12 protein-coding genes are annotated in these 10,858 nt (G+C 63.9%); 6 read left to right on the forward strand and 6 right to left on the reverse strand.

Translation table 11 applies throughout. The features are described 5' to 3' along the window. Window positions 1–44: 44 nt before the first annotated feature. From mnmG to ACS0VV_RS14315, 4 genes are read left to right on the forward strand one after another with little or no spacing between them, the layout of a single operon-like run. A complete protein-coding gene (mnmG, locus tag ACS0VV_RS14300) occupies window positions 45–1,916 on the forward strand; it encodes a tRNA uridine-5-carboxymethylaminomethyl(34) synthesis enzyme MnmG (protein WP_483533362.1) in 1,872 nt (623 codons plus the stop codon). After that, window positions 1,913–2,539, forward strand: coding sequence for a 16S rRNA (guanine(527)-N(7))-methyltransferase RsmG (gene rsmG, locus ACS0VV_RS14305; RefSeq protein ID WP_483533363.1), 627 nt, complete (start codon window positions 1,913–1,915; stop codon window positions 2,537–2,539). The genes mnmG and rsmG overlap by 4 nt, the downstream gene beginning before the upstream one ends. Beyond that, window positions 2,536–3,312, forward strand: a complete 777-nt coding sequence (locus ACS0VV_RS14310; RefSeq protein ID WP_483533364.1) for a ParA family protein — start codon at window positions 2,536–2,538, stop codon at window positions 3,310–3,312. The genes rsmG and ACS0VV_RS14310 overlap by 4 nt, the downstream gene beginning before the upstream one ends. Continuing rightward, entirely contained in the window at window positions 3,309–4,268 is a 960-nt protein-coding gene (locus tag ACS0VV_RS14315; RefSeq protein ID WP_483533365.1) for a ParB/RepB/Spo0J family partition protein, read from the forward strand. The genes ACS0VV_RS14310 and ACS0VV_RS14315 overlap by 4 nt, the downstream gene beginning before the upstream one ends. A gap of 81 nt (window positions 4,269–4,349) precedes the next feature. On the opposite strand, the gene ACS0VV_RS14320 is transcribed toward ACS0VV_RS14315, so the two are convergent. Both ACS0VV_RS14320 and ACS0VV_RS14325 read right to left on the reverse strand, forming a co-directional pair. Next, window positions 4,350–5,282, reverse strand: a complete 933-nt coding sequence (locus ACS0VV_RS14320; RefSeq protein ID WP_483533366.1) for a glycine zipper 2TM domain-containing protein — start codon at window positions 5,280–5,282, stop codon at window positions 4,350–4,352. Window positions 5,283–5,425: 143 nt separating this feature from the next. Further along, complete coding sequence (locus ACS0VV_RS14325; protein ID WP_483533367.1) at window positions 5,426–5,905, reverse strand: GAF domain-containing protein; 480 nt, start codon at window positions 5,903–5,905, stop codon at window positions 5,426–5,428. 62 nt (window positions 5,906–5,967) lie between these two features. Between ACS0VV_RS14325 and ACS0VV_RS14330 the strand changes: the two genes are divergently transcribed. After that, window positions 5,968–7,443 (forward strand): PQQ-dependent sugar dehydrogenase, encoded by a 1,476-nt coding sequence (locus tag ACS0VV_RS14330; protein WP_483533368.1) that lies wholly within the window; start codon window positions 5,968–5,970, stop codon window positions 7,441–7,443. Window positions 7,444–7,464: 21 nt separating this feature from the next. Here ACS0VV_RS14330 and ACS0VV_RS14335 read toward each other — a convergent pair whose 3' ends face one another. Beyond that, entirely contained in the window at window positions 7,465–8,289 is an 825-nt protein-coding gene (locus tag ACS0VV_RS14335; RefSeq protein WP_483533369.1) for a DUF815 domain-containing protein, read from the reverse strand. Window positions 8,290–8,315: 26 nt separating this feature from the next. Here ACS0VV_RS14335 and ACS0VV_RS14340 point away from each other — a divergent pair, with 26 nt between their 5' ends. Beyond that, on the forward strand, window positions 8,316–9,233 hold the full coding sequence (locus ACS0VV_RS14340) for an L-threonylcarbamoyladenylate synthase (protein ID WP_483533370.1): 918 nt from the start codon (window positions 8,316–8,318) through the stop codon (window positions 9,231–9,233). Here ACS0VV_RS14340 and ACS0VV_RS14345 read toward each other — a convergent pair. From ACS0VV_RS14345 to fdxA, 3 genes are all read right to left on the reverse strand, one after another. Beyond that, on the reverse strand, window positions 9,230–9,568 hold the full coding sequence (locus tag ACS0VV_RS14345) for a hypothetical protein (protein WP_483533371.1): 339 nt from the start codon (window positions 9,566–9,568) through the stop codon (window positions 9,230–9,232). The two genes, ACS0VV_RS14340 and ACS0VV_RS14345, sit on opposite strands and share 4 nt — an antisense overlap. 158 nt (window positions 9,569–9,726) lie before the next feature. After that, window positions 9,727–10,260, reverse strand: coding sequence for a CarD family transcriptional regulator (locus ACS0VV_RS14350; protein ID WP_483533372.1), 534 nt, complete (start codon window positions 10,258–10,260; stop codon window positions 9,727–9,729). 227 nt (window positions 10,261–10,487) lie between these two features. After that, entirely contained in the window at window positions 10,488–10,826 is a 339-nt protein-coding gene (fdxA, locus tag ACS0VV_RS14355) for a ferredoxin FdxA (RefSeq protein ID WP_483533373.1), read from the reverse strand. Between the last annotated feature and the right edge of the window lie 32 nt (window positions 10,827–10,858).

The following is a 10,858-nucleotide window of genomic DNA, read 5'->3' on the forward strand; positions in this document are numbered from 1 at the left end:
ACAATGTTTTGACGCTCTGACCAACAGGCATTATCTGCCGCTACATGGCGACATTCGATGTCATTGTGGTGGGCGGCGGGCACGCCGGGTGCGAGGCTGCGGCAGCGGCGGCGCGCATGGGTGTGCGCACGGCTCTGGTGACGTTCGATGCCGCGATGCTCGGAGCCATGAGCTGCAATCCTGCGATTGGCGGGCTGGGCAAGGGCCATCTCGTGCGCGAGGTGGATGCCTTTGACGGGCTTCTTGGGCGAGCAGCCGATGCCGGCGCTATCCATTACCGGATGCTCAACCGGTCTAAGGGCAGCGCGGTGCAGGGGCCGCGCATCCAGGCCGACCGCAAGCTATTCCGCGCCAGTGTGCAGGCGACGCTCAAGGCGCAGGACAATCTCACAATTGTCGAGGGCGAGGTCGCCGCTCTGGCGATGCAGGGCGATGCCGTTGCCGGTGTCGAGCTGGCAAGCGGCGATGTGCTTCATGCAGGTCGCGTCATTCTGTGCACGGGGACTTTCCTCGGCGGAACACTGTTCCGGGGCGAGGAGCGATTCGAGGGCGGGCGCATTGGCGAGAATTCCGCGCAGAAGCTGGCGCAGCAATTGCGCGGCGCGGCGCTACCGATGGCGCGGCTCAAGACCGGCACGCCACCCCGGCTCGACGGGCGCACTATCGACTGGGCGCGGCTGGAAGAACAACCTTCGGATAGCGACCACTGGACGATGTCTCCGCTCACACCGCGGCGCGTCAACCCGCAGGTGTTCTGCGTGATCACCCGCACCAATGCGCAGGCGCATGACATTATCGCCGCCAATCTCGATCGCTCCCCATTGTTCACCGGCGCGATCGATGCGGCGGGGCCGCGCTATTGCCCTTCTATCGAGGACAAGATCCACCGCTTTGCCGACCGTGACGGGCATCAGGTGTTTCTGGAGCCGGAGGGACTCGACACGCATCTGGTCTATCCGAACGGCATCAGCACCTCGCTCCCCGTCGACGTGCAGCTCGCCATGCTGCGCGCGATGGAAGGGTTGGAGCAGGTGAAGATGGAGGTGCCGGGTTACGCGGTGGAGTACGATCATATCGACCCGCGCGCGCTCGGCAGCGATTTGCAGCTGCGCGCCATGCCGGGGCTCTATTGCGCGGGGCAGATCAACGGCACGACGGGTTATGAGGAGGCGGCGGCGCAGGGCCTCATTGCAGGACTTAATGCCGCTTGTGCGGTGTTGGGCAAGGCTCCGCCCGCGATTGACCGCGCCAATTCCTATATGGCGGTCATGGTCGACGACCTCACCCTCCACGGTGTCAGCGAGCCCTACCGGATGCTTACGGCGCGCGCCGAATATCGCCTACGGCTTCGTGCGAACAATGCGAGCAGCCGCCTGACCCCGCTGGCGATTGATCTCGGTTGCGTGGGTGCGGAGCGGCTTGCCTGGCATGAGCAGCGCGAGACGCAACGCTCCACGTGGAACACTGCACTCGACCGCGAGCTAGGCGCGGTCGAGCTTGCCGAAGCGGGCCTTGGTGTGAAGCGCGATGCGGGGCGCAAAGCTCTGCGCGAATGGCTCACCTTTCCGGCGGTGCCGTTTTCCGCGCTGACGCCATGGCTGCCCGAGGATTGCGACCCCGGAAGCGAGCTTGCCGCAGAGCTGGCGGAGGATGCGATCTACGCACCCTATCTGGCGCGGCAGGAGGCCGAACTGCGCGATCTGCGAAGCAGCGAGGCGCTTTTGCTGGGCGAAGACTTCCCCTTTGCCGATGTGCCGGGCTTGTCGAACGAGATGGTCGAGCGCCTCTCCACCGCACAACCACCCAATCTCGCCGCTGCGGGACGCGTGCGCGGGATTACGCCTGCGGCTTTGGCAGCGCTGCTCGTCCACGCCAAACGTCGCCAGCACCTCGCCCAAACGAGCCTCTCCGCATGATCGGCAATGAAGAGCAGGCGCGGGCCTTCTGCGCGGCGCGCTGCGATGCGGACGCCATGGCACGGCTCGAAAACTTTATCGGAATGCTGGCGGAAGAGAATGCGCGGCAGAACCTTGTCTCTTCAGCCAGCCTCGATGCAGTGTGGCAGCGGCATATTGCGGACAGCCTGCAACTGCTCGACCACGCTCCCAAGGACGCCTCTCCGTGGCTCGATCTCGGCTCCGGCGCGGGAATGCCTGGCCTTGTGCTGGCGATTGCGCGGCCCGATTTACGGATTGGACTGGTCGAATCGCGCCGCAAACGGATCGAGTGGCTGGAGCGGGTTGTCGAGGCCTTCGGACTACCCAGATGCGCCGTGCATGGTGACCGGCTGGAGAATGTCGAGAGCCGTGACACAGCAGTCATCACCGCGCGCGCTTTCGCGCCGCTACCCAAATTGCTCAGCTTATCCGCGCGCTTTTCCACACCGTCCACCACATGGCTGTTGCCCAAAGGGCGGTCGGGCGCGCAAGAATTGGCTGAGCAGCCAAAAGCGATTCGCGCAATGTTTCACGTGGAACAGTCGGCCACCGATGCCGAAGCGGGAATCCTCATCGGATCGGGGAGGCCAGCAAAGCTATGATCGTGATTGCCATTGCCAACCAGAAGGGCGGAGTCGGCAAAACCACGTCCGCTATCAATATCGCCACTGCCATGGCGGCGAGCGGCTGGCGCACATTGCTGGTCGATCTCGATCCGCAGGGCAATGCCTCCACCGGCGTCGGGCTGGGCGCCAGTCAGCGCGATATGTCGAGCTACGACTTGCTTGTTGACAGCGCGCCGCTCGCCGAGTGCATAACCCGCACCAATATCCCGGGACTCGATCTTGTGCCGGCAACGGTCGATCTGAGCGGGGCGGAAATCGAGCTGGTGGGAGTCGAAGGGCGTACCGACCGGCTGCGCCGCGCCTTTGCCAACCACACGGCGCATGATGTGTGCTTCATCGACTGCCCGCCATCGCTCGGTCTGCTGACCCTCAATGCCCTGTGCGCGGCAGATACCCTGCTGGTTCCGCTGCAATGCGAGTTTTTTGCGCTCGAAGGGCTCAGCCAGCTCTTGCAGACGGTCGAGCAGGTCCAGCAGCGCTTCAATCCCGATCTCGGCATTATCGGCATCGCGCTCACCATGTTTGACCGGCGCAACCGCCTGACCGATCAGGTGGCGGATGACGTTCGTGAATGTCTGGGCAATCTGGTGTTCGAAGCGGTGATCCCGCGCAATGTGCGCCTCTCTGAAGCGCCGAGCCATGGTCTGCCCGCGCTGGTCTATGATCATGCCTGTACGGGCAGTAAGGCCTATATGGATCTGGCGCGCGAACTGATCGGCCGCCTGCCGAAACAGAAAGTAGCAGCATGAGCGAGAACGATACCTCCACCGCCCCAGCCAAGCCCGCTCTGCACAAGCGCAAACTCGGCAAGGGGCTAGGCGCGCTTCTCGGTGAAGCACGGCGCGAGGAGCCGTTGGTCGCGGCGCCCGGAGCTTCGGGCGAGAGCAATGTTGCGGTGTCGGACGGGCTGGCGATGATCGCTATCGCCGATATCGAACCGCACCCCGATCAGCCGCGCCGCTATTTTGATGAGGAAGCGCTGGCAGAGCTGGCCGCGTCGATTGCCAGTCGCGGTGTGATCCAGCCGGTTATTGTGCGCCCTTTGCCGCGCGGCAAGTACCAGCTCGTTGCGGGTGAGCGCCGCTGGCGCGCCTCGCAAAAGGCGCAACTGCATGAAATTCCAGCGATAATCCGCGATCTTGAAGAGCGCGACGTCATGGCGCTGGCGCTGATCGAGAATATCCAGCGTGAAGACCTCAATCCCATCGAGGAAGCGCGCGCTTACCAGCGGCTCGCCGAGCTGGAGGGGATGACGCAGGCCGAGATCGCCACGCTGGTGGAGAAATCGCGCAGCCACGTCGCCAATCTCCAGCGCCTGCTCGCTTTGCCGGCGGCGGTGCTCGATCATCTTGAGGCTGGGCGGCTTGATATGGGTCATGGCCGCGCGCTGATCGGGCTCGACAATGCCGAGGCTTTGGCGGCTGAAGCGGTGGCCAAGGGGCTTTCGGTGCGCGAGGTCGAGAAGCTGGCGCGCAAGGCTCGTACGGGTGGCGAGGCTCCGACCCGTCGCCAGGCGCGCCCACCGCGCGACGCCACGCAGGATGCCGATATTGCGGCGGTCGAAAACCATCTCGAAGAGTTTCTCGGTCTGCCGGTGAAAATCGTCACCGATGATGATCCGCGATCCGGCTCGGTGACGGTGAAATTCCGCACGCTCGACCAGTTAGACCTGATTTGTCAGAGGCTTACCGGCGGCGGCATCTGATCCGCACATGAGAATTGCGCCGCCCAACAAAAGTTGCGCGGCGCAAGTTCCCCCCAGTTGTGGGCTGAGCTCTTGGTCGTGTCAGTCGGCGCGAAGGCGCTTGCCCCGTTGCACCGGTGCCGGTGCAGGCTCTGCACGGCGCGTGACGTGGCGCGCACGGCGGCGCGGGCGGTGGGCGTGTTCTTCAACCTCGACCCATTCTTCCTCGGTCACGATGGTCGTTGTCCCGCAGCTGCTGCAACCGCTGCTGCGGCTGCGCCGGGTCGCGACCGGCACGAGCATGACCTGCTGGCCATAGGCCCATTCGCCGCCGCCCAACTCGTGGCGACGCAGATAGGCCTCGCAATAGCGCGCGGCATAGATTTCGTTGCGGCTGTAATCGCCGTCGCCGTCGCTATCGAGGATCGAACCGATGGCCGCACCGGCAAGCCCGCCCAGTCCCGCGCCGACAACCGTGCCGAGCAGCCGGTCTTCATCGGCGATCCGGTTGCCCAGAATGCCGCCACCAACAGCACCGATGAGACCGCCGAGAAATACCTCGTCGACATCGTCATCATCGTCATATCCGCCCGCGTCTGCCATCAGGAACTGGCAGTCGGAAAGCCACTGGTTGCGCTCTTCCTCGGTATACGCGAAGCGCGGCCCCGATCGGCCCGAATGGTGATCCCCGTGATGGCCCCCACCGTGCGATTCGTGCCAGCCGCGCCCGTCATGCGAAAGGACGTGTCCGTCTTCGCTCACAAAACGGTGTTCGCCGTGGAAAACGCCGTGATAATTGGCATCGACCGTGCGACCGTCGGCATCGGTGTAGGTGCCCGTCCATTCGCCGTGCCACGTGTTCTCGCTATCCCATTCGCCTTCCCAGCTCCCGTCGTAATAGCCGTCATAGCTTTCACCGGCTTCGGGGTGGTGGTCTGCATGAATGCTGGCATAGCGATCATCCTGCGCCAAAGCGGGCGAGGACACGGCGAGCACGGCAGCGCCGGCAAGCAGAAGGGCGGGGCGGATTGGCATCGCAGGTGTTTCCCTCATCAGGTGCCGGGCGATTTGCCCGGTTAACCCGATATTTACCTACGAAAGCCGCAGAAAACCAAGGGGCAGACCGCGCCTGTCCCGTTACGGGGCAAATATGGGCGGGGAAACGCCTGTTCGTGAGGCTAGATCCGGTCCGCAAGGAGAGCGGCGAGCACCTCGAGACCCGCCTGATCCTCGGCATCGAAGCGGGCGAGGCTGGGGCTGTCGCAATCGATCACCGCAATCACCGCGCCATCGCGGATGACCGGCACGACCAGCTCCGACCGGCTGCGGGCATCGCAGGCGATATGGCCGGGGAAGGCGTGGACATCTTCCACCAGCTGCGTTTCGCCCATCGCCGCCGCGCCGCACACGCCAACGCCCACGGGAATGCGGATGCAGGCGGGCCGTCCGACAAAGGGGCCGAGCACCAGCCCGCCATCCACCATGCGGTAAAACCCCACCCAATTGGTGTCGGCGAGAAATTCGCCCAGCAAAGCGGCGACATTGGCCATATTGGCAACGCTGTCGCTTTCGCCGCGCGTCACCGCATCGGCGGCTTCGATCAGAGCGGCGTAGATTTCCGGCTTGGTGGCGCCATCGGCGGGGGCAAAATCGAACATGGCACGGCATCTAGTTGCTGAAACGATTGCCGCAAGGGAAAGCGGCGCTTATCTTGGTGTCTATGCACATTCTCAAAAAGATCCTTATCGCCCTTCTCGTCTTGGCTGTGCTCGCTGCGATTGCCATCTGGTGGCTCACGCGGCCCGATCCCGCGCAATATACGCTGGACGAGACGAGCGGCACCGATCCGGTGCTGGCAGAGCCCGATCCGCAGCTGTTCCCGACGATCGGCATTGCCGAACCGGTGGGTTGGCCGGAAGGCGCCGCGCCGACGGCTGGCGAAGGGCTGGCGGTGAACCGCTTTGCCGAAGGTCTCGATAATCCGCGCGTGGTCTATACGCTGCCCAATGGCGATGTGCTGGTGACGCTGACCAAAGCGCCCGAGCGCGAGCTGGCGGGCGGCTGGCTGGAAAACCTCGTCGCCGGATGGCTGTTCGGCAAGGCGGGCGCGGGCGGCGAATCGGCGAACCAGCTGGTGCTGCTGCGCGATGCGAATGAGGACGGCGTGGCCGAGCAGCAAATCACCATCCGCGAAGATGATCTCGATTCGCCCTCGGGCATCGCCTGGGCCGAAGACAAACTCTACATCGCCAATCACGACGAAGTGCTGGTTTTCGATTACACGCTCGGCAGCAATGCAGTGACGGGAGAGCCCGAACAGCTCACCCCGCTGCCGGCCGCGGGCAACCACTGGATGCGCAACATCATTCTCTCGCCCGATGGCCGCTATCTCTACATCGCGGTCGGCTCGGCCTCGAATATCGGCGAGGGCGGGATGGAGATCGAGGATATGCGCGCCGCGATCCACCAGCTCGATCTCGAATCGGGCGAAGCGCGGCTGTGGGGTCAGGGCCTGCGCAATCCCAACGGCATGGCGTTCAGCCCGTGGTCGGGCGAGCTTTGGACGACGGTGAACGAACGCGACATGCTCGGCAGCGATCTGGTGCCCGATTACATGACCAACGTGCCCATCGGCGCGCATTACGGCTGGCCGTGGGTCTATTACAAGAATGTGTTTGACGAGCGGGTTGAAGCCCCGATGCCGCAATTCCTCACCGAATATACCCGCAAGCCGGTCTACGCGCTCGGCGCGCACGCGGCGGCTTTGGGCATGGTGTTCACCGAGGAAGGCAGCCGCATGGGAGAGGCTTTCGGGCCGGGCGCCTTTATTGCACGGCATGGTTCGTGGAACCGCTCTCCCGCCGATGGCTATGATGTGGTGTTCGTCCGCTTTGACGCGCGCGGCAACCCTACCGGCCTCCCGATCCGCGTGCTCGAAAGCTTCCTCACCGGCGACGGCGATACCTATGGCCGCCCGACCTGGGTCGAATGGGATCGCACCGGCGCACTGCTGGTGAGCGACGATACGGCGGGTATTATCTGGCGGGTGATCGCGCCCGATGCCGCACCGGCCGCAGCGATCGAGCGCAATAGCGGCGAACGCCTGCCGCCTGTCCGTCAATTGGAAGGCGATCCGCGCCGCCGCTTGCAGGAAGCCTTCGAAGAAGGCGCGGTGCGACCCGAAGACATTATGTGATTCGCGGCTAGCGGGGCGCAACTAGAGCCGCTTGCCTGCGCGCCCCGCCAGTTCGGTCACAAAGTGCCACGCGATCCGGCCCGACCGCGCGCCGCGACGCTTGGCCCATTCGAGCGCATCGTCAGGGTCATAGGACAAACCAAAGCTCGCGGCGTAGCCCTCGATGATGGCGAGATACTCGTCCTGGCTCGCATTGTGGAAGCCCAGCGAGAGCCCGAAACGGTCAGCCAGGGCCAGACTATCGTCCGCGGCATCGCGCGGATTGACGGGATCTTCCTGCTCGACCGCATGGCGCGGAACAATCGCGCGGCGGTTCGTAGTGACCGCAAGCCGCACATTGACAGGCCGCGCCTCAACGCCGCCATCAAGCCAGCTGCGCAAATGGCGCGGGCTCGCATCATCGCCCCCGGCAAAGCCCAGATCATCGATAAATACGCAGAAATTGCGCTCAACCGCTCCCAGTGTGGCAAACAGCAGCGGGAGCGTGCCGAGCGCATCGGTGGCGACTTGCACCAGCGCAATGCTGCCGCTGTCGGCCTGTGCCTGCGCGATAGCCGCGCGCACCAGCGCCGATTTGCCCATGCCGCGCGCGCCCCACAGCAGCATATCATGCGCCGCATGGCCTGCCGCGAGCCGGTTGATATTGCCCGTTACCGCCGCCTTTTGCCCGTCAATGCCGCGCAGCAAGCCGAGCGCGGGCGCATCGATTGCCACGACAGCCCGCACGCCACCGTTGCCCCAGACATAGGCGGGCGCGCTCTGCCAATCGACATCCTGCACACAAGCAGGCGCGAGACGTTCAAGCGCGGCAGCGATGCGGGCAAGCAGTTGGGCTTGGTCTTCCATCGCCACTGTCCCTATAGGCGCAAGCGATGAGCAACAAGACTCCCGTAATCCCGGCCGATGCCGATGGCATTGCCCGCTCCGCGCAGGTGCTGCGCGATGGCGGACTGGTCGCCGTGCCGACCGAAACGGTATACGGACTGGCAGCGCGGGCGGACAGTGCGGACGCGGTGGCGAAGATTTATGCGGCGAAAGGGCGGCCTTCGTTCAATCCGCTGATCGTCCATGTGCACGATCTGGAACAGGCGCGGCGGTTTGCAGACTTTTCGGCCGAGGCGGTGGATTTGGCCGCACGCCATTGGCCCGGCCCGCTCACGCTGGTCCTGCCCCGATGCGAGGACGCTCAGCTGGCTCCCGCCGTGAGCGCGGGATTGTCCACCATCGCCCTGCGCGCGCCAGACCATCCGGTGATGCGCGCCTTGCTGGCCCAGCTGGATTTCCCGCTCGCGGCACCCTCGGCCAATCGTAGCGGCTTTATCAGTCCGACCAGCCCTGCCCACGTACTCGCCTCGATCGACGGCCGGATCGACCTTGTTCTCGACGGCGGCGTCTGCGCCAAAGGCGTCGAGTCGACGATCATTGCGGTGCGCACTGACGGTACGCTGGAGGAGCTGCGCCCCGGCCCGATCTCGCTCTTCGAGTCCCCCGCACAAAGCGGGGGCAAGATCGAAGCCCCCGGCCAGCTTGCCAGCCACTATGCGCCGGGAAAGCCCGTGCGGCTGAATGCGGCCGTAGCGGAGGCCGATGAATTCATGATCGGTTTTGGCGCTGTGGCGGGCGATTGCAATTTATCGGGCACCGGGTCGCTCGAACAGGCGGCGGCGCGGCTTTATAGCTGCCTCCATGAAGCGGCCCTTGCCGATCAACCGCGCATCGCAGTGGCCCCCATTCCCGATACCGCCGAAGGCCGCGCCATCAACGACCGTTTGCGGCGCGCTGCGGCCTAATCGTCTTCGGGCGCGGGTTCGAGCGGGATGGTCGGGATCAGCGCGTCCATCTCGGCGCGGATTTCAACCGCTTCGCGACAGCGCCTGTCGTTCCCGTCAAGGCAGTCTTCCTGCGCATCCTGATATTCGCGCTGCAATTCGCCCAGACGTTCTTCGCGGCGGCGGAGCTCGCGCCCGCGTTCGCGGTCCATCTCGTCCTGGCTGGTGGTAGCCCAGTCGGCCACTTGCCCTGCGGCGCGCACCGGGGCGGTGGCAACCTCCACCAGCGTGCTGGCTACGCACCCGCTGAGCGCAAGCACGGAAATGAGCGGTAAGGCAATCCGGGATGCACGCATGGCGGGCCTCAATCGTCAGGCCGACGAAAAATCTCGTCGCCCGCACTATGCACCCTGCCGGGTGTCAAAACAATGAATGCAGTCTCTCGCAAACACAGCGCAACAAAAAGGGCCGCCCGCATTGCTGCGAACGGCCCCTTGTCTTCTTTGCGTTACGATCAGGCCTCTTCGGCGCTTTCGTAATATTGCGGCGCGTGTTCTTTCAGCACGTCAAGAATCTTGGCGAGCGCGGTCGGCTCGTCGGTCTTTTCCATCGCTGCCAGTTCGCGCGCGAGGCGGCTGGAAGCGGCTTCGAAAATCTGCCGCTCGGAATAGCTCTGCTCGGGCTGGTCTTCGGGGCGGAACAGGTCGCGCGTCACTTCGGCGATCAGTACGATCTCACCCGAATTGATCTTCGCTTCATATTCCTGCGCGCGGCGGCTCCACATGGTGCGCTTGACCTTGGGCTTGCCCTTGAGCGTTTCCATCGCCTCCTTCAGCGTCTTGTCGCTGGAGAGCTTGCGCATCCCGATGCTTTCGACCTTGTTGGTCGGTACGCGGAGCGTCATGCGCTCCTTTTCGAAACGGAGGACGTAAAGTTCCAGCTGCATTCCGGCGATTTCTTCGTTCTGCAGCTCGATCACGCGGCCCACGCCGTGCTTGGGATAAACGACGTAATCGCCGACTTCAAAAGCGGTCGCATCTGCGGCCATATGCATTCCTTTCACTGGCAAACCCGCATTGTTTCAACGACAAAAGGCCTCATGCGCTGAATCTGGTCAGCCACAATGCGCATTGTCGAGAAGTAGCGGGGACCTGCCTTCCTAATCCGCCTGGCACGCGAAACCCTGCGCCAGTTGCACATTATATAACAGATTCGGGACAGAAATTCCAGTGGGTGGTGAATCGCCACCCTTTTGCGCAAAGGAACGCGCTTGTCTCAGTCGCCCTCGCCGGGTGCTTCTGAGAAGAATTCCTCGAACTTGCCTTCCTGGCCCTTGAAATCGTCCGCGTCGGCAGGCGGGTCTTTCTTCTCGGTGATGTTGGGCCATTCAGCGGAGAATTTGGTGTTCAGCTCCAGCCACTTTTCCAGGCCGTCCTCGGTATCGGGCAGGATTGCTTCGGCGGGGCATTCGGGCTCGCACACGCCGCAATCGATGCATTCGGACGGGTTGATGACGAGCATATTCTCGCCTTCATAGAAACAATCGACCGGGCACACTTCGACGCAGTCGGTATATTTGCATTTGATGCAGGCGTCGGTGACGACGTAAGTCATGGCAGCAGCATTCCCTTTCGTTTGCTTGGCGC

It is taken from the genome of Aurantiacibacter sp. KMU-128 (assembly GCF_056933515.1).

Coding starts and splice junctions, on each gene's coding strand:
- mnmG (WP_483533362.1), top strand. CDS start 45: ATGGCGACATTCGATGTCATTGTGGTGGGCGGCGGGCACGCCGGGTGC.
- rsmG (WP_483533363.1), top strand. CDS start 1,913: ATGATCGGCAATGAAGAGCAGGCGCGGGCCTTCTGCGCGGCGCGCTGC.
- ACS0VV_RS14310 (WP_483533364.1), top strand. CDS start 2,536: ATGATCGTGATTGCCATTGCCAACCAGAAGGGCGGAGTCGGCAAAACC.
- ACS0VV_RS14315 (WP_483533365.1), top strand. CDS start 3,309: ATGAGCGAGAACGATACCTCCACCGCCCCAGCCAAGCCCGCTCTGCAC.
- ACS0VV_RS14320 (WP_483533366.1), bottom strand. CDS start 5,282: ATGCCAATCCGCCCCGCCCTTCTGCTTGCCGGCGCTGCCGTGCTCGCC.
- ACS0VV_RS14325 (WP_483533367.1), bottom strand. CDS start 5,905: ATGTTCGATTTTGCCCCCGCCGATGGCGCCACCAAGCCGGAAATCTAC.
- ACS0VV_RS14330 (WP_483533368.1), top strand. CDS start 5,968: ATGCACATTCTCAAAAAGATCCTTATCGCCCTTCTCGTCTTGGCTGTG.
- ACS0VV_RS14335 (WP_483533369.1), bottom strand. CDS start 8,289: ATGGAAGACCAAGCCCAACTGCTTGCCCGCATCGCTGCCGCGCTTGAA.
- ACS0VV_RS14340 (WP_483533370.1), top strand. CDS start 8,316: ATGAGCAACAAGACTCCCGTAATCCCGGCCGATGCCGATGGCATTGCC.
- ACS0VV_RS14345 (WP_483533371.1), bottom strand. CDS start 9,568: ATGCGTGCATCCCGGATTGCCTTACCGCTCATTTCCGTGCTTGCGCTC.
- ACS0VV_RS14350 (WP_483533372.1), bottom strand. CDS start 10,260: ATGGCCGCAGATGCGACCGCTTTTGAAGTCGGCGATTACGTCGTTTAT.
- fdxA (WP_483533373.1), bottom strand. CDS start 10,826: ATGACTTACGTCGTCACCGACGCCTGCATCAAATGCAAATATACCGAC.